The organism is Paraburkholderia sp. 31.1, from assembly GCF_014397645.1.
Classification (GTDB): domain Bacteria; phylum Pseudomonadota; class Gammaproteobacteria; order Burkholderiales; family Burkholderiaceae; genus Paraburkholderia; species Paraburkholderia tuberum.
The window spans coordinates 50,560-75,942 of the sequence record NZ_VZQN01000020.1 but is presented as its reverse complement, the minus strand read 5'-3'; the positions used below and the strand labels follow the sequence as shown (position 1 = coordinate 75,942).

Annotated in this window: 25 protein-coding genes and 1 pseudogene; 11 read left to right on the top strand and 15 right to left on the bottom strand. The window is 64.4% G+C overall.

The features are described 5' to 3' along the window. Window positions 1–64: 64 nt before the first annotated feature. Together F6X37_RS17345 and F6X37_RS17340 are read left to right on the top strand one after the other, a co-directional pair. On the top strand, window positions 65–769 hold the full coding sequence (locus F6X37_RS17345) for an SDR family NAD(P)-dependent oxidoreductase (protein ID WP_187612179.1): 705 nt from the start codon (window positions 65–67) through the stop codon (window positions 767–769). Between the two features lie 85 nt (window positions 770–854). Next, on the top strand, window positions 855–1,700 hold the full coding sequence (locus F6X37_RS17340) for a TOBE domain-containing protein (protein ID WP_187612178.1): 846 nt from the start codon (window positions 855–857) through the stop codon (window positions 1,698–1,700). A 37-nt stretch (window positions 1,701–1,737) separates the two neighbouring features. Here the strand turns inward: F6X37_RS17340 and F6X37_RS17335 are convergent, their stop codons facing one another. The 4 genes from F6X37_RS17335 to F6X37_RS17320 all read right to left on the bottom strand — a co-directional run bounded on the left by F6X37_RS17335 (window position 1,738) and on the right by F6X37_RS17320 (window position 4,814). Then, complete coding sequence (locus F6X37_RS17335) at window positions 1,738–2,448, bottom strand: sulfate/molybdate ABC transporter ATP-binding protein (protein WP_187612177.1); 711 nt, start codon at window positions 2,446–2,448, stop codon at window positions 1,738–1,740. Window position 2,449: 1 nt separating this feature from the next. Then, the gene (gene modB / locus F6X37_RS17330; protein ID WP_187612176.1) at window positions 2,450–3,124 is read right to left on the bottom strand and encodes a molybdate ABC transporter permease subunit; all 675 of its coding nucleotides are present in this window, start codon (window positions 3,122–3,124) and stop codon (window positions 2,450–2,452) included. 22 nt (window positions 3,125–3,146) lie between these two features. Beyond that, on the bottom strand, window positions 3,147–3,920 hold the full coding sequence (modA, locus tag F6X37_RS17325) for a molybdate ABC transporter substrate-binding protein (RefSeq protein WP_187612175.1): 774 nt from the start codon (window positions 3,918–3,920) through the stop codon (window positions 3,147–3,149). A 192-nt stretch (window positions 3,921–4,112) separates the two neighbouring features. After that, window positions 4,113–4,814 carry a phosphatase PAP2 family protein gene (locus tag F6X37_RS17320; protein ID WP_187612174.1) on the bottom strand — a complete coding sequence of 234 codons (702 nt, stop codon included), beginning with the start codon at window positions 4,812–4,814 and terminating at the stop codon, window positions 4,113–4,115. Window positions 4,815–5,172: 358 nt separating this feature from the next. Here F6X37_RS17320 and F6X37_RS17315 point away from each other — a divergent pair, with 358 nt between their 5' ends. Together F6X37_RS17315 and F6X37_RS17310 are read left to right on the top strand one after the other, a co-directional pair. Beyond that, window positions 5,173–6,351 carry a PHB depolymerase family esterase gene (locus F6X37_RS17315; RefSeq protein WP_187612173.1) on the top strand — a complete coding sequence of 393 codons (1,179 nt, stop codon included), beginning with the start codon at window positions 5,173–5,175 and terminating at the stop codon, window positions 6,349–6,351. Window positions 6,352–6,460: 109 nt separating this feature from the next. After that, complete coding sequence (locus F6X37_RS17310; protein ID WP_090808381.1) at window positions 6,461–6,640, top strand: DUF3563 family protein; 180 nt, start codon at window positions 6,461–6,463, stop codon at window positions 6,638–6,640. Between the two features lie 155 nt (window positions 6,641–6,795). Here the strand turns inward: F6X37_RS17310 and F6X37_RS17305 are convergent, their stop codons facing one another. From F6X37_RS17305 to F6X37_RS17275, 7 genes and pseudogenes are all read right to left on the bottom strand, one after another. Further along, the gene (locus F6X37_RS17305; RefSeq protein WP_090808383.1) at window positions 6,796–7,254 is read right to left on the bottom strand and encodes a TspO/MBR family protein; all 459 of its coding nucleotides are present in this window, start codon (window positions 7,252–7,254) and stop codon (window positions 6,796–6,798) included. A gap of 57 nt (window positions 7,255–7,311) precedes the next feature. Then, a pseudogene (locus F6X37_RS17300) lies at window positions 7,312–7,786 on the bottom strand (FAD-binding domain-containing protein); the annotation flags it as partial. 209 nt (window positions 7,787–7,995) lie between these two features. After that, complete coding sequence (locus F6X37_RS17295; protein WP_187612172.1) at window positions 7,996–8,415, bottom strand: organic hydroperoxide resistance protein; 420 nt, start codon at window positions 8,413–8,415, stop codon at window positions 7,996–7,998. A gap of 182 nt (window positions 8,416–8,597) precedes the next feature. Further along, window positions 8,598–9,050, bottom strand: a complete 453-nt coding sequence (locus F6X37_RS17290) for a MarR family winged helix-turn-helix transcriptional regulator (RefSeq protein WP_090808388.1) — start codon at window positions 9,048–9,050, stop codon at window positions 8,598–8,600. Window positions 9,051–9,225: 175 nt separating this feature from the next. Beyond that, entirely contained in the window at window positions 9,226–10,032 is an 807-nt protein-coding gene (locus F6X37_RS17285; RefSeq protein WP_090808390.1) for a BPSS1780 family membrane protein, read from the bottom strand. After that, window positions 10,023–11,018, bottom strand: coding sequence for a homoserine kinase (locus tag F6X37_RS17280; protein WP_090808392.1), 996 nt, complete (start codon window positions 11,016–11,018; stop codon window positions 10,023–10,025). Before F6X37_RS17280 ends, F6X37_RS17285 begins: the two co-directional genes overlap by 10 nt. A 214-nt stretch (window positions 11,019–11,232) precedes the next feature. Then, on the bottom strand, window positions 11,233–11,628 hold the full coding sequence (locus F6X37_RS17275) for a hypothetical protein (RefSeq protein WP_090808396.1): 396 nt from the start codon (window positions 11,626–11,628) through the stop codon (window positions 11,233–11,235). Between the two features lie 190 nt (window positions 11,629–11,818). Here F6X37_RS17275 and F6X37_RS17270 point away from each other — a divergent pair, with 190 nt between their 5' ends. Continuing rightward, on the top strand, window positions 11,819–13,345 hold the full coding sequence (locus tag F6X37_RS17270; RefSeq protein WP_410451377.1) for an AMP nucleosidase: 1,527 nt from the start codon (window positions 11,819–11,821) through the stop codon (window positions 13,343–13,345). 1 nt (window position 13,346) lies between these two features. Here the strand turns inward: F6X37_RS17270 and F6X37_RS37970 are convergent, their stop codons facing one another. Then, complete coding sequence (locus tag F6X37_RS37970) at window positions 13,347–13,490, bottom strand: hypothetical protein (RefSeq protein WP_410451376.1); 144 nt, start codon at window positions 13,488–13,490, stop codon at window positions 13,347–13,349. 232 nt (window positions 13,491–13,722) lie between these two features. Further along, the gene (locus F6X37_RS17260; RefSeq protein WP_035471771.1) at window positions 13,723–14,466 is read right to left on the bottom strand and encodes a TIGR00730 family Rossman fold protein; all 744 of its coding nucleotides are present in this window, start codon (window positions 14,464–14,466) and stop codon (window positions 13,723–13,725) included. A 1-nt stretch (window position 14,467) separates the two neighbouring features. Between F6X37_RS17260 and polA the strand changes: the two genes are divergently transcribed. The 3 genes from polA (at window position 14,468) to F6X37_RS17245 (ending at window position 19,685) form a co-directional block, all read left to right on the top strand. Next, on the top strand, window positions 14,468–17,209 hold the full coding sequence (gene polA / locus F6X37_RS17255) for a DNA polymerase I (protein ID WP_187612171.1): 2,742 nt from the start codon (window positions 14,468–14,470) through the stop codon (window positions 17,207–17,209). A 157-nt stretch (window positions 17,210–17,366) separates the two neighbouring features. Next, the gene (locus tag F6X37_RS17250) at window positions 17,367–18,722 is read left to right on the top strand and encodes an NAD(P)/FAD-dependent oxidoreductase (RefSeq protein WP_187612170.1); all 1,356 of its coding nucleotides are present in this window, start codon (window positions 17,367–17,369) and stop codon (window positions 18,720–18,722) included. 90 nt (window positions 18,723–18,812) lie between these two features. Continuing rightward, complete coding sequence (locus tag F6X37_RS17245; RefSeq protein WP_187612169.1) at window positions 18,813–19,685, top strand: dienelactone hydrolase family protein; 873 nt, start codon at window positions 18,813–18,815, stop codon at window positions 19,683–19,685. A gap of 50 nt (window positions 19,686–19,735) precedes the next feature. Here the strand turns inward: F6X37_RS17245 and F6X37_RS17240 are convergent, their stop codons facing one another. Together F6X37_RS17240 and F6X37_RS17235 are read right to left on the bottom strand one after the other, a co-directional pair. Continuing rightward, a complete protein-coding gene (locus F6X37_RS17240) occupies window positions 19,736–20,605 on the bottom strand; it encodes a sulfurtransferase (protein WP_187612168.1) in 870 nt (289 codons plus the stop codon). A gap of 149 nt (window positions 20,606–20,754) precedes the next feature. Further along, complete coding sequence (locus tag F6X37_RS17235; RefSeq protein ID WP_013092999.1) at window positions 20,755–21,861, bottom strand: aromatic ring-hydroxylating oxygenase subunit alpha; 1,107 nt, start codon at window positions 21,859–21,861, stop codon at window positions 20,755–20,757. 320 nt (window positions 21,862–22,181) lie between these two features. Here F6X37_RS17235 and F6X37_RS17230 point away from each other — a divergent pair, with 320 nt between their 5' ends. The 3 genes from F6X37_RS17230 (at window position 22,182) to dxs (ending at window position 25,363) form a co-directional block, all read left to right on the top strand. Beyond that, window positions 22,182–22,490 (top strand): exodeoxyribonuclease VII small subunit, encoded by a 309-nt coding sequence (locus F6X37_RS17230; protein WP_090808406.1) that lies wholly within the window; start codon window positions 22,182–22,184, stop codon window positions 22,488–22,490. Beyond that, window positions 22,487–23,368, top strand: a complete 882-nt coding sequence (locus tag F6X37_RS17225) for a polyprenyl synthetase family protein (RefSeq protein ID WP_184057461.1) — start codon at window positions 22,487–22,489, stop codon at window positions 23,366–23,368. Before F6X37_RS17230 ends, F6X37_RS17225 begins: the two co-directional genes overlap by 4 nt. A gap of 87 nt (window positions 23,369–23,455) precedes the next feature. After that, window positions 23,456–25,363, top strand: coding sequence for a 1-deoxy-D-xylulose-5-phosphate synthase (gene dxs, locus F6X37_RS17220; RefSeq protein WP_184057459.1), 1,908 nt, complete (start codon window positions 23,456–23,458; stop codon window positions 25,361–25,363). Window positions 25,364–25,383: the final 20 nt, after the last annotated feature.

The following is a 25,383-nucleotide window of genomic DNA, read 5'->3' as shown; positions in this document are numbered from 1 at the left end:
GTATCACGCGGGACTATATTTCCTGGACCGGCTTCAACCCCAGTCCATCGACAGGAAACGTTCCATGCAACCCGCAAACCAGCAAAAAACCGTGCTTCTGATCGGCGCCTCGCGCGGCCTCGGCTTTGCGATGGTCGAGGAGTATCTGAAGCGCGGCTGGCGAGTCATCGCGACCGGCAGGCAAAATTCCACGACCAGGCTCCTTCAGCTTGCGACGGCGTCACATGACGCACTCGAAGTCGAAACGGTCGACGTCACGATGCCCGAACAGGTCGCCGCGTTGCGGGGCCGCCTCGAAGGACGTCCGATCGACCTGCTGTTCGTCAACGCCGGCGTCAAGAACGACGATAGTGAAACGATCGCGGATGTATCGACCGACGAATTCGTGCGCGTGATGGTGACGAACGCGTTGAGTCCGATGCGGGTCGTCGAGGCGCTGCACGATCTCGTTCGGCCGACTGGCACGATCGGCGTGATGTCGTCGGGGCAGGGCAGCGTCGCCAACAACGAGAATGGCAACTACGAGGTCTATCGCGGCAGCAAGGCCGCGCTCAACATGTTCATGCGAAGCTTTGCCGCGCGTCATCGAAGCGATACCAGAACCCTGCTGCTGATGGCGCCCGGCTGGGTGCGAACCGATATGGGCGGGCCGGACGCGCGTCTGAGCATCGACGAAAGCATCCCGAACCTGGTCAGCACGATCGACGCTTACGAGGGCCGTGCCGGTTTGCATTACCTCGATTACCTCGGCAGAGTCGTGCCGTGGTGAGTGGCAAGCGTAGGGGCCAGCGGCGGAAGAGCGCGTCGCTATAATGATTCGCCGCCCTACCACGTACCCTCAACCACTCTCTGCCATGACCATCGACCGCCCCGATCCTCCCCGCGATGCCCTCGAACTCGGCGGCTCCGTCTGGTTTCAGGCGGGCACGCAGACGCTCGGCGGCGCGGCCCGCATCGCGCTGCTTGCGGCGATTGGCGAGACCGGCTCGATCACGAGCGCGGCGAAGGCGGTCGGCATCAGCTACAAAGGCGCGTGGGATGCCATCGACACGATGAACAACCTCGCCGGCGAGCCGCTCGTCGTGCGTCTGACCGGCGGCAAGGGCGGCGGCGGCACGACGCTGACGCCGCGCGCGATGAAGCTGATCGAGACGTTTCGCGCGGTCGAGCGCGAGCATCGGCGCTTTCTCGAACGTGCCGGCGCGGCGATCGGCGAAGGCTTCGCGACGGACTGGGACCTGATCGGCCGCATCGGCGTGAAGACGAGCGCGCGCAACCAGTTCTACGGCACGGTGTCGGCGATCGAGCGCGGCACCGTCAACGACGAAGTGTCGCTCGCGCTGCCCGGCGGCCACACGATCGTCGCCGTGCTCACGCACGAGAGCACCGAAGCCCTCGGGCTCGCGGTCGGCGTGGCGGCGTTTGCGCTGATCAAGGCGTCGTGGGTCGTTTTGCTCGTACCGGGTGATGGCGATCGCGATGCGCCGTTGAGCCTGTCGGCGCGCAATCAGTTGCGTGGCACCGTGCACAGCGTGAAGCGCGGCGCGGTGAACGCGGAAGTGTCGCTGGGGCTCGAAGGCGGCGCGGTGGTCACGGCGGTCGTCACCAATGGCAGCGTCGAGATGCTCGGTTTGCAGGAAGGCGCGAGCGCGGTCGCGGTGTTCAAGGCGTCGAGCGTGATACTTGGCGTGAAGGATTGAGGTTGCCGGGGCGTAACGAAGGCGCAATGCCACCCGCTCAACGAGGCGACGCCTCGCTGCGCGCATATCCTGCGAACGGATGATCCTCGCGCACGCGTCCGTCGCTGACCTGCACGACCTGATCGCCGAATGCGGCGACGTCGTCCGGATCGTGCGTGATCAGCACCATCGGAATATCGAGCCGTGTTTGCAGGTCCGATAGCTCGCGTCGCATGCGCTGGCGCAACTCACTATCCAGTGCGGAAAACGGCTCGTCGAGCAACAGCAGGCGCGGCTGCGAAACCAGCGCGCGCGCGAGCGCCACACGCTGCTTCTGCCCGCCCGACAGCTGCGCCGGGTGATTGCCCGCCAAGCCCCTCAATTCGAGCGCATCGAGCCAGTAATCGACCTGCGCATGCGCGCCGCGCGCACGCGGATTGAGCCAGCCCCGGTGCAGCCCGAAGCCGATGTTCTGCCGCACGTTCAGATGCGGAAACAGCGCGTAGTCCTGAAACAGATACGCGATCTTGCGCGCCTGCGGCTTCTGATCGATGCCGACCGCGCTATCGAACAAGGTGGTGCCGTGCAGCGTGATGGTCCCTTCATCGGGACGCAGCAAGCCGGCGATCGCCTGCAAGGTCAGGCTCTTGCCCGCGCCCGACGGCCCGAACAGCACGAGCCGCTGCGTGCTCGCGCTGAACGCGACGTCGAGCGTGAAGCGCCGCTCGGCGGTCTCGAAGGTCTTGCGGATGGCGACGTTGAGCGGCATGTCAGCGGGCTCTCAGAAGCGTGTGCTGCGGCACGAGACGCCCCGCGAGCAGCAGGATCGTCACGCACGCGACCGATGTCACGAGCACGAGGAAGTTGGCGGTGCTGTCGTCGCCGGCCTGCACCGCCGAATAGACCGCGACCGACAGTGTCTGCGTGCGGCCTGGCAGATTGCCCGCGATCATCAGCGTCGCGCCGAATTCGCCGAGCGCGCGCGCGAACGCGAGCAGGCCGCCCGCGAGGATCCCGCGCGCGGCGAGCGGCAGCGTCACGCGGAAAAACACCGCGGCTTCGCTGACGCCGAGCGTGCGCGCCGCGCGCCCCAACTGCGGATCGACGCCCTCAAAGGCGGCGCGCGCGGACTTCAGCACGAGCGGAAACGCGACCACCGTCGACGCAATCACCGCGCCCTGCCACGTGAAGACGAGCTGGATGTCGACGCGGTCGAGCCACGCGCCGATCACGCCGCGTCGGCCGAGCAGCACGAGCAGGTAATAGCCGAGCACGGTGGGCGGCAGCACGAGCGGCAGCATCAGCAGCGAATCGATCACGTCGCGCGCGCCGGAGCGCCAGCGCGACAGGCCGAGCGCGGCCGCGACGCCGAGCACGAGAGTGAGCGCGGTGGCCCAGCCTGCGACCTTCAGCGATAGCAGCAGCGGAACCCAGGCCTGTTGCATGAGCGTGTGCTCTCCCCGTGAATCAATGCGCCGGCTTGAAGCCGTACTTCGCGAGCACCGCCTCGCCGGCCGGCGACAGCACGAAGTCGATGAAGGCTTGCGCGTCGGCCGCGTGATGGCTGCCTTCGACCTGCGCGATCGGATAGCTGATCGGCGTTTGCGTCGGCAGGTTCAGCGCGATCTTGACCTTGTCGGGCATGATCGCGGCATCGGTGCCGAACACGAAGCCGGCGTCGACTTCGCCGCGCGCGACGTAATCAAGGCTCTGACGCACGTTCGACGCGAGCACCGCCTTCGCGCTGACCGCGTCCCACACGCCGGCGGCCTGAAGCGCGCCTTGCGTGTAGCGGCCAACCGGCACCGAGGCCGGATCGCCGAACGCGACGCGCTTGACGTTCGCGGTCGTCAGCGCGTTGAGGTTGGCGGGCGCGAAATGACTGTCGGCTGGCACGATCAGCACCAGTGAGTTGGCGGCGAAGTCGCGCCGCGTCGACGGCACGATCACCTTTTCGGCGGCGGCCTTGTCCATTGCCTTCTGATCCGCGGACGCGAATACGTCGGCGGGCGCGCCTTTGACGATCTGTTGCATCAGCACGTCGGACGCGCCAAAGTTCAACAGAACCTTGGTGCCCGGATGCTGTTGCTCGAACGCGTCGCCGACCGCCTTGAACGCATTGGTCAGGCTGGCGGCGGCCGAGACCACCAGTTCATCGGCGTGGGCCTTGACGCTGACCACGACGGCGACGGCGGCTGCGACGCACAGCGCGTACTGCTTCAGATGGCAAGAGCGTGTCATGAAGGACCTGGAGCCTGACGTGAACGGGAAGCAGTGGCTTAAAAACGCTATCGTAATATATGCGCAGTTATAGCGGTGCGCGAGAAACGGTCGATTCGGCGCAGCGCTTCACGTATGGCGTGAAGCGAGGGAAGTGCTACGAAACTGTAAAAGGAAGCGTGAAAACGCGGCGGAAGGGCCGGCGCAGCGTGCTCAGATGTCCGACGCGCGCATCGGCTCGAGCGTATTGCGCGTTTGCGACAGCGGCGCGGCCGACGGTCGAATGTCGCGTGGGGCCCGCCATTTCGCGCGAATGAACGGCCGGTCGTGGCCGGACACCTTCAATGCGATATGCGTGACCCAGCGCTGCGTGGGCACGTGCACGCCGTGCATCAGGATTGCCAGCACCATCAGGCTGACGGTGACCGGGAGCGCCGACAGCCGGCCCGGCTCCGCATTCCACGCGATGCGCACGAACACGAGCGCGGTGAGCGCGCCGACGAGGCAGCCAGTCACGGCTTCGGACGGCGAATGCGCGCTCAGCACCACGCGCGACAAACCCACCGCCAGGCCGGCGGCAAGCCCCCCGAGCACGCCGAGCAGCCGGACGGCGCGGCGCGCGGGCAATAGCATCAAAAACAGCGCGACCGGATAGACGGCCGTGGACAGCATGGAGTGACCGCTGACGCCGGTGAAATCGAGCTCGCGCACGCCGACGCCCCAGCCGAGGAAGGCGAGCTTGGTCACGGTCACGACGCCGATCGCCGTACCGAGCAGCGCGAGCCAGCAGGCCGCGAGCCGCCACGAGTAGCCGACCGCCAACCACAGCGCGATGGCGAGCGCGAGCGGCAGCGTCAAGCCGGCGCCGCCGAGGCTGGTGATCGAATACCACAGGTGGATCGGTAAATCGGGCATGGCGGGAGCGCGACGCGGGTCGCGTGAAATCGGGTTGGTGGAAATCGGCGCGCGGCCGGCACGAAACGCCGATGCGGCCCGCATCGACACGTCGGGAGATCAACCGCCAGTATAGTCGGGTGTCGCGCGACGGTCTTGCGGCGCACAGCGCTTCTGCACGCCGAATGTGGGCTGCCGAACGGCTATCGACGTGGTTTGACGACAGGGCCCCGGCAAGGTTCGCGACGATCGAAATGGGGCACGAAGAGCGGCGCTGTGTTCAGCACCGCAGGAAAAATGATGTTATTGTGCATTGCACAACTTCATCTGATCCGCAGTTTTGGGGTCCGCATTTGTCTCTTTTGCGAGGTTATCGCCGATGGCAAAAAGCCTATCGAAAATCTGGCTGCGTGGTTTGAAGCGCCTGCTCGCGATCCAAACCGAACACGCGCAAAAAACCGCCAAGCGAGCGCAGGCGCGACCGGTTCGCGCCGCCACCACCAAACCGTCGAGCAAGGCTCATCCACTGAAGCCGGCTGCCGCGCTACGCACGCCGATGAAACGCGAAGCGCCGCGCGAGTCGCGCGTGCGTCCACGCGCGGCAGCGTGGGCGAGCGGCGCGTGGACGCGCTCGTTCCATTCCGCGCCGGCCGCGCCGGGCCGGCTGGTCAATCACCTGCAGTACGGGCTCTATATCCCGTCCGGGCACGCGCATGAGGCGATGCCGCTGGTCGTGATGCTGCATGGCTGCACGCAGTCGATCGACGAATTCGCCGAGGGTACGCGCATGAACCTGCTCGCCGACCGCCACGGCTTCGCGGTCGTGTATCCGGAGCAGTCGAAGCACGCGCACTCGCACCGCTGCTGGCATTGGTACGATGCCGGCGCTAACGCGGGCGGCGCGGAAGCGCGCGCGGTCGTGTCGCTAGTGGATTCGCTGGTCGAGCAGCACGGCTTTGACCGCGCGCGTGTCTACGTGGCGGGGATTTCGGCGGGCGCGGGGCTGACCGCGCTATTGGCCGTCAAGTACCCCGGGCATTTCGCCGCGGTCGCGCTGCATTCCGGCCCCGCTTTCGGCGAGGCGCGCTCCGGCATTACCGCGATGGACGTGATGCGGCGCGGCGCGCGTCGCGAGCCGGCGGAACTCGTCGACGAAACCACGAACGTCGCGCAATACCCGGGCATGCCGGCATTGATCGTCCACGGCGATGCCGACCATGTGGTGGCGCCGGTCAACGCGGACCAGTTGGCGACACAGTTTCTGCGTCTGAACCGCCTCATTGACGCGAACGGCGCGCGCAAAGCCGGCGAGACGCGCGAGGACCGCAAAAATGGCGTCGTGATGCGCGATTATCTGCGCGGCGGGCGGCGCGTGGTACGGGTTTGTCGTGTGCAGGGGCTGGGTCACGCATGGGCCGGCGGCGACGATGCGCTGCCCTTCCATTCGTCCAAGGGCCCGGACGCGAGCGCCATGCTGTGGGAGTTTTTCCGGCATCAGCGTCGTGCGGACGCGGGCCGAATCGCGGAAGGATTGGCGGCATCGTCGGTCGGGCGGTGACGTCCGGGCAACACCTCGAAAATGATTAGTGGCATGAAATCAGGGTTTTCCCTATAATGCGGGTTATCCCTTAGGCGTAACCGCCTAGCTATCATTGCCGAGGTGAACCATGTATCTGATCAGCCGCCTGTTCCTGTTTCTGACCAAGTCGCCGGACCAGCTCGCGAAGGAGCGCGCTGACGCCTATCTCGCTGAAGCGACCGATCTCTACGATCTCGAATTCCGCATGCGCAAGCTCGATCAAGAGACGAACGCGCGTCCGTCGTGGATGAGCCAGCACTACGGCTAAGCCGACTGCCTGTAATCGGCATCAGGCCGTCAGCAATCGGAACATCGGCGCGTGGTGAGGCGCTGGTGTTTGGGGTTGGCGATCAGGCTAGTGCCCGTGTCGCGCACTCCCCTTTTCTCATCGCGCGGCCTTCGCGACCGCTCGGCAGACTCCACTCAAGCAGCCGGATTCAGCTGCCACAACGCGTAGTTCAAAAGCGCGGCGTACGCGACCCACACGACATACGGCACGAGCAGAATGCCCGCGAGGCGATCGCGCCGCCAGAACACATACGTCAGCATCACGATCAGTAGCAGCAGAATCAGGATGTCGATCAGCGCCGTCTCCGGCCGATGCAGGCCGAAAAACAGCCACATCCACGCGGCGTTGAACACCAGCTGCACGACCCACAGTACGATCGCCGCGGTCAGGCCGTCGCGCTTCCACACGCGCCACGCGGAAAACGCCATCAGCACGTAAAGTACGGTCCAGACCGGTGGGAAAACCCAGTTCGGCGGATTGAACACAGGCTTTTGCAGGCCCGTGTACCACGCGTCCGGCAGAGACAGACTCGCGGCCCAGCCGGCCGCCAGCGTCAGGATCAAAAACACGAGCAGCGACGGCAGACGGCGCATCTTCGCCCCCTTCAGACCTTCTTATTCAATAATGTGAGCAGGCACTCACTTTCCGTATCAGGCCAGTGTGCGCTCGCGGGCCTGTGCCTGGTCGACGATCCGTTCGGGATAATTCCCGCCCAGTACCATGCACCGAATTCCGCGAGCCGCTCCGCGCCGGCCAGCCACCGCGCGTGAATCCATTTTGCCGGCAAGTTCGCGAGCTGCGGTAGATATCGTTTGATAAAGCGCCGTCGGGGTCGAATTTTTCGGATCGCGTGAGCGGATTGAAAATACGGGAGTAAGGTTGCGCGCCGTAGCCGGTCGAGGCGGCCCACTGCCAGCCGCCGTTGTTCGCCGAGAAATCGAAGTCGTTCAGCAAATCGGCGAAGTATCGCTCGCCGAGCCGCCAGTCGATGCCGAGATCCTTCGCGAGGAAGCTTGCCGCGACCATCCGCAGACGGTTGTGCATATAGCCGGTCTGGTTCAACTGCAGCATCGCGGCATCGACGAGCGGATAGCCGGTGCGGCCGTCGCACCAGGCGGCGAACGCTGCAGGCGGCGGGCGCGTGTCATCGGGAGAGGCAGTCGGGCTGAAGGTGGTCGAGGACCGGCTACGCAGGATGCGTGCCGTGCGCGCGAAAACAATCAGCGCCCAGCCCTATTGTGCAGGGTGCGGGCGCTGCTCGCGACGGCGCAGGGTAATGCGCCGTGAGCGGTTCTTCTTGAGCATTGCTGATCGGCGCAACGGCCGACCTGACCTCAAGCGACGTGCAGACGAACCGCGACGTTGTTACGCGTAGCGTTCGAGTACGGGCAGACCTGGTGCGCTGCATCCACCAGTTCCCTGGCAGTGTCCGCAGCCAGACCCGGCAGAGTGATACGCAGGTCGATGTCGAGCGCGAAGCCGCCCTTGTCGTTCGGACCGATGCCGACGTCGGCGGAAACCTGCGTGTCGGCCGGCAGGGCCTGTTTGCGCTGGCCGGCGACAAACTTCATGGCGCTCAGGAAACAGGCCGAGTAGCCGGCTGCAAACAGCTGTTCGGGATTCGTGCCTGCTGCACCATTTCCGCCGAGTTCACGCGGTGCCGCCAGCTTCACGTCCAATGCATCGTCCGACGATACGGCGCGGCCGTCGCGGCCGCCGGTGCTCGTTGCGCTTGCCTTGTAGAGGATGTTCATGGTGCGGTTCCTAGTCTGGGGTATCAGGGTTGGCTTGTTTGCCGCTGGCTGCCGGTTCGCCGGTCTGGCGAAGCGCTAGCGAAGCGCTAGCGAAGCGACAGATGACCAAGATAGTACACAAATCATTTGTGCACAAATTAATTTTTCGATGGAACCGGAACTAGTCCTTTTCAGTTATCGCCCTACTGGTCCATGAAGTCGTTGAGCGTCGTGCGCAGGCGTGTGAGGTCGTCGCGCAGACGCAGCAGGAAGTCCGCCGTCTGCTGCGTCGCGCAGAAGATTTCGCCGGGCACGTCGCGCGCCTGACGCTTGAGCGCCTTGCCCGCGCCCGTCAGGCGAATGTAGACGAGGCGCTCATCGTCGGTGCCGCGCGCGCGCTCGACGAGTCCCTGCGCTTCGAGGCGCTTGAGCAGCGGCGTGACCGTCGCCGGATCGAGATTCAGGCGCGCGGCCATGTCCTTGACGGTGACGTCGTCGGTTTCCCACAGCACGAGCATCGCCAGATACTGTGGATACGTGAGTCCGAGCTTTTCGAGCAGCGGCTTGTACGCTTTCGTCATCGCGAGCGAGGTCGAGTAGAGCGCGAAGCACAGTTGCTCGTCGAGCGTGAAGGGGAGAGCGGGGCGCTGGGTCATGATTCATCTCGGCAAAAAGAGCGTGCAAATGGATTGCACGCAAACCATTGTGCCGCAAGTCGATTCAGGATGCCGAGCGTCGGGAACAGGTGTGTCGACAGAGACGTCGGGAAGGTGCGCGCGGAACACGCGGCGCGCGCGGGCGCCAGAACGGCTCCCGCGCGGGAACGACGGATCAGGCCGCCGGCGTGGTCGGCAGATCCGGCGTTTGCGGCGTCTGCACGCCGAAGCAGCCGCGATAGGTCGCGTAGAACGAGCAGTACAGCATGGTCGTGACGATCATCGTCGCGGGCATCAGGATCGCGAACGCGAAGTCGGCCGCGCCGAGCGCCTGCATCAGCACGGACAGCCCGATCGACACGACCGTTGCGACTGCGAACCACAGCGCCGCGAATACGACGAAAGCGCCGCGATTGCGCCAGCAACTGACGACGCTGAAGAACATGGCCTTGACGGGCGGCACGTCGTGCCAGGCGGCGAGGATGGGCGAGAACCAGAACAGCATCGCGACCGGTATGTAGAACGCGAGCGCGGTGATCACCGCGAGCGGGATATTGCTGTTGGCGATCGTGTTCTCGTCCATCGACGCGTTGCCGAGCATCACCTTCAGCAGCATGCCGCCGTCGGCGAGCGCCGAGCCGGCCAGCACGAGCGCCATGGCGATGACATACAGCACGCCGAGCACGAGCAGCCGCCGCGCGACCACCGGGCCATACGAATGAAAGCCGTCGACAAGGATGGTCGGAAACACCGGTTTGCCCGCGATCGTGTTGCGGCATGCGGCCATGAAGCCGACCGCGACACCGGGAATGAACAATAGCGGCAACACGCCGCCGACCACCGGAATCTGCGACACGAGCGTCATCACCAGCAAATAGGTGAAGAACAGCGTCAGAAAGGCGAGCGGATTCTTGCGGAACAGCCAGATACCCTGGCGGAACCACACATAGCCGGTTTTCGCGGGGACTTCGATCAGTTGCATGAGGTATGGATGCCTGGATTCGCGACGCCGTGCAGGCGCTCGCGCAGAATGCGTTCGAAATGACCGGGGTCGTGCGGCTTCAGCAGTTCGGCCGCGCGCGGCAAATGAAAATCATACAGGCGCGAGACCCAGAAACGGTATGCGCCCGCACGCAGCATGTCGCCCCAGTGATGGTTTTCCTCGACGGTGAACGGCCGCACCGTCTGATACGCGCGCAACAGCGCCTCGGTGCGCTCGGCGTCGAGCTTGCCGGTCGCGAGGTCGACGCACCAGTCGTTGACCGTCACCGCGACGTCGAACAGCCACTTGTCGCAGCCGGCGAAATAGAAATCGAAGAAACCACCGAGCCGCACTTCGTGGCCGGTGTCGGGCGCCGCGTGAGCGAACATCGCGTTGTCGCGGAACAGGTCGGCGTGGCACGGGCCTGCGGGCATTGCCGCGTAATCGGCGGAGGCGAAGAACGCTTCCTGATGCGCAAGCTCGGAGGCCAGCAGATCGCGCTGCTCGCCTTCCAGATACGGCAGGATCGTCGGCACGGTTTCGCGCCACCACGGCAGGCTGCGCAGGTTCGGCTGATAGCGCGGATAGTCGCGGCCCGCGAGGTGCAGGCGCGCGAGCATCTGGCCGACCTCGACGCAATGCTCGACGCCCGGCGAGAGTTCGGGTGCGCCTTCGAGCTTTGTCACGATGGTCGCGGGTTTGCCGAGCAGCATGCCGAATAGCGCGCCGTCGAGACGCGGCATCGGATCCGGTACCGGCACGCGATGCGCGGCAAGATGCCGCATCAGGTTCAGATAGAACGGCAGTTGTTCAGCTGTCAGCTTTTCGAAAATCGTCAGCACGTATTCGCCGCGCGTCGTCGTCAGAAAGAAGTTGCTGTTTTCAATGCCGGACGAAATGCCGCGAAACTCGACGACATCGCCGAGATCGTAGTGACTCATCCATTCTGCGAGTTGGGATTCGTTGACAGCGGTGAAGACGGCCATGCGGAAACGTCGGATCAGGTTGTTCGGGCTGGCGCGGTGCGGCCAGTGCGAGGTGAGACAAACGAATGAGGCGGAGCGGGCGACGAATGCGGAACGGCGAAGTGCAAGCGTCGCCGCATTCAGCGCGGGTTCATCGCGCAGCGGCCGCGATCGGGTTGAGCGGGGGCGCGGTCGCGCCGCGGCCGCCGTTGCCGGCGTGCCGCTTTCGTAACGATCAATAGTGGAGATTCACCGATGGCAAGCGCGTACTGGGCTTGCCGCTGTCGTGGACGGTGGGCGACGTGTCGGGCGACGCGCTCATCTGGTAGCGGGTGCCGAAATTCGAATGCACGTCGATTTCGACCGGCTTGCCCTTGTCGCGGAATTCGGTGATTTCGGTGCCGTTCGGGCTGACTTCGTGAAAGCTCGGCGTGCGCGGAACGTTGATGTCGACCTTCGAGCTGACCTCTGCGGCCGGACGATTGATCTTGTCCAGGTCCGGCAGACCGGCCCGTTCATTGCCGGACTGGGGCACGCCGGCGGCCGGCGGTTCGTCGACGGGCTGGGCAGCCATCGCGGCGTTGCCGAAGGCCAGAGCCAGCGCAACAGCGATGGGAAGGAGCAGCTTCATGGTGATTCTCCGATTGGGTGCCAGATTCTAGCAAATCCGGCCTGACGCACGGGCGCCAAGCCTTATTTTGCGCCGCTTTCGCGCAACCTGCGCGCGTTCTCGCGGGCGCTGTTGCAAGCGTCGCCGCCGACATTTGGCAACAGCGGGTTCCGTGGTAATGTCGTCTCATCAAAAAGGGTGAACGATGATGATCAACAACGATATCAATCAGCGCACGGTGCAGACTCCCGCCAACAGCTTCCCAACCGAAGGCTTCGACGACGCGGCCGAGGCCGTCACCCGCCTCGCCGCGATCTACGAGGCGAACACGTCGTTCCTGCGCGATGCGTTCGCGCGCTATCGCCGCAACGAGCAGTTCGACCATCGCGTGCGCGCCTGCTATCCGTTCGTGCGCGTGCGTACCGAGGTCAACACGCACGTCGATTCACGTCGCTCGTACGGTTTCGTCGCGGGGCCGGGCGTGTTCGAGACGACCGTCACGCGGCCAGACCTGTTCGGCAACTACTATCGCGAGCAACTGCGGCTGCTGGCGAAGAATCATCACGTGCAGATCGAGGTCGGTGTGTCGGACCAGCCGATTCCGATTCATTTCGCGTTCGCCGAGGGCATCCACCTCGAAGGCGATCTGGACCGCGAGCGCCTGTTCCTGATGCGCGACATCTTCGATATACCGGACCTCGCGCTGCTCGACGACCGCATCGTCAACGGCACGTACGAGCCGCTGCCGGGCGAGCCGCATCCGCTCGCGTTGTTCACGGCGGCGCGCGTCGATTTTTCACTGCATCGGCTGAAGCACTACACGGCGACCTCGCCGACGCATGTGCAGAACTACGTGCTGTACACCAACTACCAGTTCTATATCGACGAATTCGTCAAGCTCGGCCGGGGCATGATGGCCCGTACCGACGACGAGGAATTGCGCGGCTATCGCAGCGAATACACGTCGTTCGTCGAGCCCGGCGACGTCATCACCTACAACGAGAATCTCGGCGAGCAGGCGCAGGAGGGCACGCTGCCGCCACGTCTGCCGCAGATGCCGGCCTATCACCTGAAACGCGCGGACGGCAGCGGCATCACGATGATCAACATTGGGGTCGGGCCGTCGAATGCGAAGACCATCACCGATCACATCGCGGTGCTGCGTCCGCATGCGTGGATCATGCTCGGCCACTGCGCGGGACTGCGCAACACGCAGCGTCTCGGCGACTACGTGCTCGCGCACGGCTATGTGCGCGAAGATCATGTGCTCGATGCCGATCTGCCGCTGTGGGTGCCGATTCCGGCGCTCGCCGAAGTGCAGGTCGCGCTCGAGCGCGCGGTCGCGCAGGTCACGCAGCTCGACGGCGTCGAGCTGAAGCGCGTGATGCGCACGGGCACGGTGGCGAGCGTCGACAATCGCAACTGGGAGCTGCGCGATCATCGCGAGCCGGTGCAGCGGCTGTCGCAAAGCCGTGCAATCGCGCTCGATATGGAAAGCGCGACGATCGCCGCGAACGGCTTTCGCTTCCGCGTGCCTTACGGCACGTTGCTGTGCGTGTCGGACAAGCCGCTGCACGGCGAGCTGAAGCTGCCGGGCATGGCCGATCAGTTCTATCGCGCGCAGGTCGATCAGCATCTGCAGATCGGCGTGAAGGCGATGGAACTGCTGCGGATGAATGGGCTGCATCGATTGCATAGCCGCAAGCTGCGGAGTTTCGCGGAAGTCGCGTTTCAGTAACTCAGGCCGAGGCACTGATAAACAGCCCGCTTACGCTGGATGTGCCGCTTTGAAGATGGCTCGCGAGCGGCAACGCGCCGCCGAATGAAATGAGACCGAGGTCGAGAAAGCCGCTGAAGATCTCACGCAACGTCGGCATGGGCACGAGCGCGGCTTCGGGTGAGGTGAGTTCGTTCAGATTGCGAGCTTCAAGTACCAGCTGAGCACGTTAGCGCCGGACGGCAAGCGTGCAAACGATTTGTTCGCCAATCCGGTTGACAGTCAGCGAGCCGCAAACTGGCCTGCTAAACGAAAGCGGGCAGCCCGAAGGCTGCCCGCCATGTGCGCGACGATAGGCATCGTGCTACGCGCAATGCGAGGCGCGCAGCCTCTTGCCATCACAGGTAGAACATCCGGTCTTCTTCCGACTTGACCGGATGAACTTCGCCTTCCTCGCGGTCTTCGTAGAACTTGAGCACCGCTTCGAGCACCTGGTCCGGATTGTCGATCACCTGCATCAGATCGATGTCGGTCGGATTGATCAAACCCATCGGAATCAGAGCGCTCTTGAACCACGCGAGCAGACCTTCCCAGAACTCGGCGCCGACCAGAATGATCGGCACATGGCGCGACTTCTTGGTCTGGATCAGCGTGAGCACTTCGGCCAGTTCGTCGAGCGTGCCGAAGCCGCCGGGCATCACGATCACCGCGTCCGAGTTCTTCACGAACGTGACCTTGCGCGTGAAGAAATGGCGGAAGCGCAGCGAGATGTCCTGCCACTGGTTGCCCGACTGCTCGTGCGGCAACTCGATGTTCAGACCGACCGAAGGCGCCTTGCCCGCATGCGCGCCCTTGTTGGCCGCTTCCATGATGCCGGGGCCGCCGCCGGAGATCACCGCGAAGCCAGCATCCGACAATTTGCGCGCGATCTGCGTGGCGAGTTTGTAGTACGGCGAGTTCGGTTTCAGGCGCGCCGAACCGTAGATGCTGACCGCCGGGCGAATCTCCGACAGGTACTCGGTCGCCTCGATAAACTCTGCCATAATCGTGAACATCTGCCACGATGCGCGGGCTTTCTTGGCCGTTGCGCGCTCTTGATCTGCGAGCGATCGCAGACTCGGAATCACTTTTCTCTTAGTCATAATGCCTGAAGAACGAAGCCTTGAAGGTAAGACCCTGCTGTTGGTCGACGGTTCGAGTTATCTGTACCGGGCCTACCATGCGATGCCTGATCTGCGCGGTCCCGAGGGTGGCCCGACGGGTGCGCTCTACGGGATGATCAACATGCTGCGGCGCATGCGCAAGGAAGTCACAGCAGAGTATAGCGCGTGCGTGTTCGACGCCAAGGGCAAAACGTTTCGCGACGACTGGTATCCGGAATACAAGGCGAACCGTCCGTCGATGCCAGAAGATCTTGCCCGTCAGATCGAGCCGATTCACGTCGCGGTGCGTGCGCTCGGCTGGCCGCTGCTGATGATCGATCGCGTCGAAGCGGATGACGTGATTGGCACGCTGTGCACCGAAGCGGAAAAGCTCGGCATGAACGTGGTCGTGTCGACCGGCGACAAGGACCTCGCGCAGCTCGTGTCGAACCGCGTGACGCTCGTCAATACGATGACCAACGAAACGCTCGACCGCGACGGCGTGGTCGCGAAGTTCGGTGTGCCGCCGGAGCGCATCATCGATTATCTGTCGCTGATCGGCGATACCGTCGACAACGTGCCGGGCGTCGAGAAGTGCGGTCCGAAAACCGCGGTCAAATGGCTGACGCAATATGAGTCGCTAGATGGCATCGTCGGGCATGCGAGCGAGATCAAGGGCGCGGTCGGCGAGAATCTGCGCCGCGCGCTGGACTTTTTGCCGATGGCGCGCAAGCTCGTCACAGTCGAGCGTCATTGCGATCTGACCGGGCACATCGTGTCGATCGAGGAGAGTTTGCCGAGCCTTCCCGAATCGCGCGAAGAGTTGCGCGAGGTGTTCACGCGCCACGGCTTCAAGACGTGGCTGCGCGAAGTCGAAATCGCCGATGCGGTCGAAGGTCCGGAAACCGACGTGCCCCCCGCGTTGTCCGTCGATCACGAGCGCCACTACGAGACCGTGCAAACATGGGAGCAGCTCGACGCGTGGCTCGACAGGATCGATGCGGCCGAGCTGACCTCGTTCGATACCGAGACCACGTCGCTCGATCCGATGATCGCGCAGATCGTCGGCTTGTCGCTGTCGGTCGAAGCGGGCCGCGCCGCGTATGTGCCGCTCGCGCATCGCGGCCCCGACGCGCCAGTGCAGCTGCCGCGCGACGAAGTGCTCGCGAAGCTCAAGCCGTGGCTCGAAAGCGCCGGCAACAAGAAGGTCGGCCAGCATCTGAAGTACGACGAACAGGTGCTCGCGAATTACGGCATCGAAATGCGCGGCGTCGAGCATGACACGCTGCTCGAGTCGTACGTGCTCGAATCGCATCGCACACACGACATGGACAGCCTCGCGCTGCGTCATCTCGGCGTGAAGACGATCAAGTACGAAGAGGTCGCGGGCAAGGGCGCGCAGCAAATCGGCTTCGACGAAGTCGCGCTCGACAAAGCCGCCGAATATGCGGCCGAAGACGCAGACATCACGCTGCGTCTGCATCAGGCCTTGTATCCGCAGATCGCCGCGGAGAAGTCGCTCGACCACGTGTATCGCGAGATCGAAGTGCCGACTTCGCGCGTACTGCGCAAGATGGAGCGGACCGGCGTGCTGATCGACGCGGAGAAGCTGCGTCAGCAGAGCAGTGAGATCGCCACGCGTCTGATCGAACTCGAAGGCAAGGCGTACGAACTGGCCGGCGGCGAATTCAACCTCGGCTCGCCAAAGCAGATTGGTCAGATTTTCTTCGAGAAGCTCGAACTGCCGGTCATCAAGAAGACGCCGAGCGGTGCGCCTTCCACCGACGAAGAGGTGTTGCAGAAGCTCGCCGAAGACTATCCGCTGCCGAAGATTCTGCTCGAACATCGCGGCCTGTCGAAACTGAAGTCGACCTATACCGACAAGCTGCCGCGCATGGTCAATCCGCACACCGGCCGCGTGCATACGAACTACGCGCAGGCCGTCGCGGTGACGGGGCGGCTCGCATCGAACGATCCAAACCTGCAGAACATTCCGGTGCGTACCGGCGAAGGTCGGCGCATCCGCGAGGCGTTCATCGCGCCGCCCGGGCACAAGCTCGTCTCCGCCGATTATTCGCAGATCGAATTGCGCATCATGGCCCACATCTCGGGCGACGAATCGTTGTTGCGCGCGTTTTCGCAGGGCGAGGACATTCACCGCGCCACCGCGTCGGAAATCTTCAGCGTGACGCCGCTCGAAGTGTCGAGCGATCAGCGGCGCGTCGCGAAGGTCATCAACTTTGGGCTCATCTACGGCATGAGCGCGTTCGGACTCGCGTCGAACCTCGGCATCACGCGCGATGCGGCGAAGATTTATATCGACCGCTACTTCGCGCGCTATCCCGGCGTCGCGCGCTATATGGACGAGACGCGTTTGAGCGCGAAGGCGAAGGGCTACGTCGAAACGGTGTTCGGCCGTCGTCTGTGGCTGCCCGAGATCAACGGCGGCAACGGTCCGCGCCGCCAGGCCGCCGAGCGTGCAGCGATCAACGCGCCGATGCAGGGCACCGCGGCCGACCTGATCAAGCTTTCGATGATCGCCGTGCAGAACTGGATCGAAGACTCGAAGATCGGCACGCGGATGATCATGCAGGTGCATGACGAACTGATTCTCGAAGTGCCCGACGCTGAGTTGTCCGAAGTCCGCATGCGCCTGCCAGAACTGATGTGCGGCGTCGCCGCGCTGAAGGTGCCGCTCGTCGCCGAGGTCGGCGCGGGCCTGAACTGGGAGGAAGCGCATTGACATGCCCGTGACATGCGCACGATAACGTCGTGCGCATGTGACACATGGGTTTTGGCGACTTGTGACTTCTTAGGCGGGTCGAGGACAATCGGTTCAGGACGGCGCATTCATGCGCAGCGTCGCGACAGATAATTCATCGGCTACACGGAGAAGTGCAATGCATCGATTTATCGTCGTTGGCGGAGGTGCGGGAGGATTGGAACTAGCGACGCGTCTTGGCGATCGCTATGGGGCCGACAAGAAGGGGCGCAACGCGCAGGCCCAGGTCACGCTGGTCGACCGCTATCCGACGCATATCTGGAAGCCGCTGCTGCACGAGGTGGCGGCGGGCAGCATGGACCCGTTCACGCAGGAGCTCCCGTACGCGGCGCAGGCGCGCTGGCATGGCTTCGCGTTCCAGCAAGGCGACCTGACCGCACTCGACCGCACGAATCGACGCATTACGCTCGGCACCGTGCTGGACGACGACGGCGCTGAACTGCTGCCCGAACGCGAGCTCGAGTACGACACGCTGATCATCGCGATCGGCAGTACCACGGCCTTCTTCGGCGTCAAGGGAGCGGCCGAATTCTCCATAGCACTGGATACGGTTAGCGAGGCAGAGCGTTTCCGCAAGCGCCTGATCGCCGCATGCGTGCGCGCCGAGCATCAGGCGCACGAACCCGTCGAGTCGAGACCGGGACCCGGCACGTGGACGTCGAGCGAGCCGCGCATTCAGGTGGCGATCGTCGGCGGCGGCGCGACGGGGGTCGAGTTGTCGGCGGAGTTGCGCAATACCGCGCAGGTGTTGTCCGCGTATGGCTTGCACAAGCTCGATCCGCGGCATGACGTCGGCATCGTGCTGATCGAGGCGGGGCCGCGCATTCTGCCCGCGTTGCAGGAGCGCGTTTCCACGGCCACCGCCGAATTGCTGACCAGGCTCGGCGTGAAGCTGATGATCGGCGAGACGGTGGCCGAGGTCGCGCCGGGCTACATCCGCACCGCGAGCGGTCACACCGTGCGGGCCGATCTGACCGTGTGGGCGGCGGGCATCAAGGCGCCGGCGGTGCTCGGTCAGCTCGACGGCTTGCCGGTCAACCGGCTCGGCCAACTGGTCGTGCGCCGTACGCTGCAAACCGGGATCGACGACAACATCTTCGCGCTTGGCGACTGCGCGGCCTGCGAGTGGCCGGGCAACGAGCGCAACGTGCCGCCGCGCGCGCAGGCCGCGCATCAGCAGTCGAGCTTTCTGATGAAAGGACTGGCGGCGCGCCTCGACAACAGGCCACTACCGGAATTCACTTATCGCGACTTCGGCTCGCTGGTCTCGCTCGGCCACTTCAGCGCGGTCGGCAATCTGATGGGCGGGGTGATTGGCGGCAATATGCTGATCGAAGGGCTGTTCGCGCGCTTCATGTACATGTCGCTGTACCGGCTGCATATCGCGGCGCTGCACGGCTATCCGCGCATGGTGCTCGACACCTTCGCGCACTGGTTGCACCGTACCACGCTGCCGCGCGTCAAGCTGCACTGACGCGCGCGGACGATCTCCTCAGTTGAATGTGCAACGGGATGCGCGCAAGGCGTATCCTGTTGCCTCTAACAGTACTTCGAGGAGCGCCACATGCTGAAGCCTGAGGTCGACTGCCTGGTCCCGCACGTTCCCTTCGATCGGCGCACCTTCATCAAGGCGGCGCTGGGCACCGGTTTCGCAGCGGCGGTGCTGCCAGTCTCGGCGCAAACCATTCATACCGACAGCGACGGCCTCGAAGCAGGGGAGGTGGCGTTTCATTCGCTCGGTACGCTGATACCGGCCTACCGCGCGCAGCCGAAGGGCAAGACGCATCTGCCGGTGATCCTCGTCGTGCATGAGGCTTTCGGCGTGCACGAGCATATCGCGGACGTCTGCCGGCGCTTCGCGAAGCTGGGCTATCTGGCAATCGCGCCGAACCTGTTCGAGCGCGAGGGCGATCCGACCGTCTACACGAGCATCCAGCAACTGAGCGAGCAACTGCTCAGCAAGGTACCCGACGAGCAGGTGCTGGCCGACCTCGACGCAGCCGTCGCGTGGGCCGGCGAAAACGGCGGCGACCTGAACCGGCTCGGCGTGAACGGCTTCTGCTGGGGTGGGCGCATCTCGTGGCTCTATGCCGAACACAATCCGCGCGTGAAGGCGGGGGTCGCCTGGTACGGTCGCGTGACCGGCGCGAAGAATGCGATGACGCCGGCCAATCCGATCGATCTCGTCGCTGACCTTCATGCGCCGGTGCTCGGCCTGTACGGGCGCCAGGATCAAAGCAATCCGCAGGACACGCTCGAGCAGATGAAGCAGGCGATCGCGCAAGGGCCGCAAGCGGGACGCGGCTCGCAGTTCGTCGTATATGACGACGCAGGTCACGCGTTTTTCGCCGATTACCGTCCGAGCTACAGGAAGGCCGATGCCGAGGATGGCTGGCGTCGCGCGCTCGTGTGGTTCAAGCAGCACGGCGTGGCTTGAAGCGCTGCTCGAATTCCTCGCGTCTGGTTACGACTTGCGGCGGCTCGCGCTCAAGGTTTCGCCCCCGTCGCCACCGGCCGTTTCGGGTCGGAACTCCATTCGCTCCAGGAGCCCGCGTACAACGCTGAACCATGCAGGCCGGCAACCTCCATCGCAAGCGAATTGATGCAGGCGGTCACGCCCGAGCCGCATTGCAGCACCACGTGTTCGGGCGGCGTGTCGCCGAGCAGCGCGTGGAATTCCTCACGCAGTGTGTGCGCCGGCTTGAAGCGGCCGTCGGGGGTCAGGTTGTCCTTGAAGAAGCGGTTCAGCGCGCCCGGGATATGGCCGCCGACGCGGTCGAGCGTCTCGTTTTCGCCGCGATAGCGATCGGCCGCGCGCGCATCGATGACGATTCGCTCCTTCGAACCGAGGTTGCGCTCGACCGCCTGGGTATCGATGGTCACGGCGAGCGGCGCGGCCGCCTTGAAGTCGCCGGTGTTCTGCGCGGGCACGTCCTGCGTCAGCGGTTGGCCAGCCGCTTCCCATGCCTGCAGCCCGCCGTCGAGCAGCGCGACCGCGTCGTGACCGAGCCAGCGCAACAGCCACCAGACGCGCGCCGCGTACATGCCGCCTTGTGCGTCATATGCGACGACCTGTTGACCTTGCTTCAGTCCCCGCGACTCCAGCGTTTCGACGAGCCGCGCGCGATCGGGCAGCGGATGCCGGCCGTTCGAGCCGTTCTTCGGCCCGGACAGATCGCGATCGAGATGCAGATAGTGCGCGCCCGGCAGATGGCCGGCCAGCCAGGCTTTCTCGCCCGCGTCGGTGTCGGCGAGGTCGAACCGGCAGTCGATCACGAACACGCTGCCCGGCGCGGCCGTGAGCCGCTCGGCAAGATTGGTCGCGGAGATCAGGGTGGTGTAATGAGTGTGGGGCATGAGGGTCTCCTCGATACGGGCGATGGCGGCTGCGGGCCGCGTCGTTCACGCGGCTGGCGCATGGCCGGTCTATATCGGTAGTCTAAACAAAAAAAGACGGGTCGAAGCCCGTCTTTCCTTGAGTCGATCGATGCGCCACGCGGCGCGGATCAGATCGTGCCGAGTTCGCGCCGCAGAAACTCGTGGAAGTGCTGCATACCGTCTTCCATCGGGCTCTGATACGGTCCGACCTGTGATTCGCCGCGCTCCATCAACGCGAGGCGGCCGGCGTCCATGCGCTCGGCGATCTCGTCGTCTTCGCGGGCTGTCTCCATATAGGCGGCGCGCTCGGCTTCGACGAAGTCGCGCTCGAACAGCGCGATTTCCTCGGGGTAATAGAACTCCACCACGTTGGTGGTCTTCTGCGGACCGCGCGGAATCAGCCACGACACGACCAGCACGTGCGGATACCACTCGATCATGATGCCCGGGTAGTACACCATCCAGATCGCGCCGAACTCGGGCGGATTGCCGTCGCGAAAGCGCAGCACTTCGTCGTGCCACTTGCGATACGTCGGGCTGCCCGGTTGCTCGAGCGCCTTGTGCACGCCGACCGTCTGCACGCTGTACCAGTCGCCGAACTCCCACGTCAGATCGTCGCAATTGACGAAGCTGCCGAGGCCCGGATGGAACGGTGCGACGTGATAGTCCTCCAGATAGACCTCGATGAAGGTCTTCCAGTTGTAGTTGCACTCATGGACTTCGACGTGATCGAACATGAAGCCCGAGAAATCGAAATGGCGCTTGGTGCCGAGGCGTGCGAGATCTTTCGCGACGTCCCGACCTTGGGCCTCGAACAGCAGACCCTGCCAGTTCTGCAGTGGCGTGGCGCCGAGATTCAGGCACGGGTTGTCGGCGAAATGGGGCGCGCCGAGCAGCTCGCCCTTCAGGTCGTACGTCCAGCGATGCAGCGGACAGACGATGTTCTGCGTCTGGCCGCGGCCGTTGAGCATGATGGCTTGCCGGTGGCGGCACACGTTCGACAGCAACTCGACTTGCGACTGCTGGTTACGGACGAGTACCCGCCCCTCGCGTTCGCTGGGCAAGGCAAAATAATCCCCCGCTTCGGGCACCATGAGATCGTGGCCGATGTAGCGAGGACCTTTCTTGAAAAGGGTGTCGATTTCGCGCGTAAGAAGCGCTTCGTCAAAGTAAGCCGTGACTGGCAGCTGGCTATGAACAGACCGCAACTGCAATGCATTGCTCAGATTGGACATTCCCACTCCCGATGAAGACGTGAAAGCAGTGAACAACCCAACCATCGAAGATTCGATTTAGGGAGCCCGCGATTATACCCGTTTCCCTGTGACAGGGGCACTTAAGTCCCTGATTTGGGTTAAAAATGTCAAGAAAGTTCGGCATTTTCGCCGCAGACCTCGAGCTTTTTTTCTGCGAGACTTCAGGGTCGAAGCGGGGCAAGGGTGGGCATCGGACAGGCTCGAAGCGAGACAGCACGGCGGGGCGCAGGCCGGCGAGCGGATCGAAAATGTCGCTTTTGCCGTAGAATGTCCGACTTGTTTTAATTTTGCGACTATTCATGGCGAAGACCGCATCGAACGATTCCGCCGCCGCACCAGCCGAAAGCGGCGATAGCGCGCCGCTGCCGGAGAACTACGAGGCCGCGCAGACCGAACTGGAAGAACTCGTCGCGCGCATGGAAGGCGGCAGTCTGAGCCTCGAGGAATCGCTGGCCGCTTACCGTCGCGGGGCGGCACTTGTCGCATTCTGTCAACAGCAGCTCGAAAAGGTCGAGCAGCAGGTGCGGGTCCTTGATGGCGAGACCCTCAAGCCGCTGCCCATGAATACCGCAGGAACAGCCGCGACTGAGAGCGGGGACGACCTATGACATTCGAACAATGGACGCGCTCGGTGCTCGAACGCGTCGAAACGGCTCTGGAACACTATCTGCCGGCCGAGACGACCGAACCCGCCAGGCTGCACGAGGCGATGCGCTATGCGGTGCTCGGCGGCGGCAAGCGGGTGCGGCCGCTCCTGTGCCACGCGGCCGGCGAGCTGACCGGCGCGCGTGCCGAATGCCTCGATGCGGCGGCGGCGGCGCTGGAAATGATTCACGTGTACTCGCTCGTGCACGACGACATGCCCTGCATGGACGACGACGAACTGCGCCGCGGCAAGCCGACGGTCCACGTCAAGTATGACGAAGCGACCGCGCTGCTGGTCGGCGACGCGCTGCAGTCGCAGGCATTCATCGTGCTCACGTCCGACGTACTCGGCCGGCCGCAGCAGGCCTCACTCGTACGCGAACTCGCGCTCGCAAGCGGCTCGATCGGCATGTGCGGCGGCCAGGCCATCGATCTGGCGAGCGTCGGCCACACGCTGACCCGCCCGCAGCTCGAGACCATGCATCGCATGAAGACCGGCGCGCTGCTGCGCGCGGCCGTGCGCATGGGCGCATTGGCCGGCGAGACGCCGGACGCGCAGGGTCTGGCGTCGCTCGACGCCTACGCCGCCGCGGTCGGTCTTGCGTTTCAGGTCGTCGACGACATTCTCGACGTCACGACCGACTCCGCAACGCTCGGCAAGACCGCCGGCAAGGACGCGAAGGACGGCAAGCCGACCTACGTGTCGATTATTGGGCTCGACGCGTCGCGCGCGCTCGCGGCGCAACTGCGCAGCGACGCGCACGCCGCGCTCGCGCCGTTCGGCGCGCGCGCGCAGCGTCTTGCCGAACTGGCCGACCTGGTGGTGAACCGGGTCAGCTGAACGCGAAAGCCCGCCGCCGCGCACCCTCCATCCCCGGGGTGCATGTATGAAGTGCGGGCGCGTAAGTTTTCCTACAATGGAACGACGATGTACGACTTGCTGAAAACCATCGACGACCCGGCAGCCCTGCGCCGCCTCGATCGCCGCCAATTGCACCCGCTTGCCGACGAGTTGCGTGCCTTCGTGCTCGACAGCGTATCGCAGACGGGCGGCCATCTCTCGTCCAACCTCGGCACGGTCGAGTTGACCATCGCGCTGCACTACGTCTTCGATACGCCGCACGACCGGATCGTCTGGGACGTCGGCCATCAGACCTATCCGCACAAGATCCTGACCGGTCGTCGCGACCAGATGCACACGCTGCGTCAGTTGGGCGGCATCTCGGGCTTCCCGAAGCGCGACGAATCGGAATATGACACCTTCGGCACCGCGCACTCGAGCACGTCGATTTCGGCCGCGCTCGGCATGGCGATCGCGAGCAAGCTGCAAGGCGACAACCGCATGGGCATTGCCGTGATCGGCGACGGCGCGATGACGGCCGGCATGGCCTTCGAGGCAATGAACAACGCGGGCGTCGAAGACGACGTGCCGCTGCTCGTGATCCTCAACGACAACGACATGTCGATCTCGCCGCCGGTCGGCGCGCTGAATCGCCATCTCGCGCGTCTGATGTCCGGGCGCTTCTATGCGGCCGCGCGCGCGGGCGTCGAGCGCGTGCTGCGCGTCGCGCCGCCGGTGCTCGATCTCGCGCGCAAGCTCGAGGAGCACGCGAAGGGCATGATCGTGCCGGCGACGCTGTTCGAAGAGTTCGGCTTCAACTACATTGGACCGATCGACGGTCACGATCTCGATTCGCTGATTCCGACGCTGCAAAACATCAAGGAACTGCGCGGGCCGCAATTCCTGCACGTGGTCACGAAGAAAGGCCAGGGCTACAAGCTGGCCGAGGCTGATCCGGTGCTGTACCACGGCCCCGGCAAGTTCAATCCGGCCGAGGGCATCAAACCGGCCGCGACGCCGTCGAAAAAGACCTACACGCAGGTGTTTGGCGAGTGGCTGTGCGACGCAGCCGAGCTCGACTCGCGCGTGATCGGCATTACGCCGGCAATGCGTGAAGGCTCGGGCATGGTCGAGTTCGAAAAGCGCTTCCCGGATCGTTACTTCGACGTCGGCATCGCCGAGCAGCACGCGGTGACGTTCGCGGGCGGCCTTGCCGCGGACGGCATGAAGCCTGTCGTCGCGATCTATTCGACCTTTCTGCAACGCGCGTATGACCAGCTGATTCACGACGTCGCGCTGCAAAACCTGCCGGTGGTGTTCGCAATCGATCGTGCGGGTCTCGTTGGTGCGGACGGCGCGACGCATGCGGGCGCGTACGACCTCGCGTTCATGCGCTGTATTCCGAACATGACCGTGATGGCGCCGTCGGACGAAAACGAGTGCCGCCAGATGCTGTACACCGCGTTGCAGCAGTCGCATCCGACCGCTGTGCGCTACCCGCGCGGCGCGGGTACCGGGGTCGCAACGGTCAAGCAGATGGCCGCGTTGCCGCTCGGCAAGGGCGAAGTGCGTCGCGAGACGTCGGCGCCGGCCGGCAAGCGCATCGCGATTCTCGCGTTCGGCACGATGGTCGCGCCGTCGCTCGCGGCCGCCGAGCAACTCGACGCCACCGTCGCGAACATGCGCTTCGTGAAGCCGCTCGACACCGAACTCGTGCGCAAGCTGGCCGAGACGCACGACGCGATCGTCACCGTCGAGGAAGGCTCCATCATGGGTGGCGCGGGTTCGGCGTGCGTCGAAGCCCTGCTCGCGAGTGGGGTTATGCGCCCCGTACTACAATTGGGCCTCCCCGATCGGTTCATCGATCACGGGGACCCGGCCAAGCTGCTCGCCGCGTGCGGTCTCGACGCCGCGGGTATCGCCCGGTCGATCCGCGAACGCTTCCTTGCGAGCGGCGCGGTCGGCGGTCAGTCGTCCGTGAAGCGCGTCGCGTAAAGCGCTGTCGGCTCTCGTGC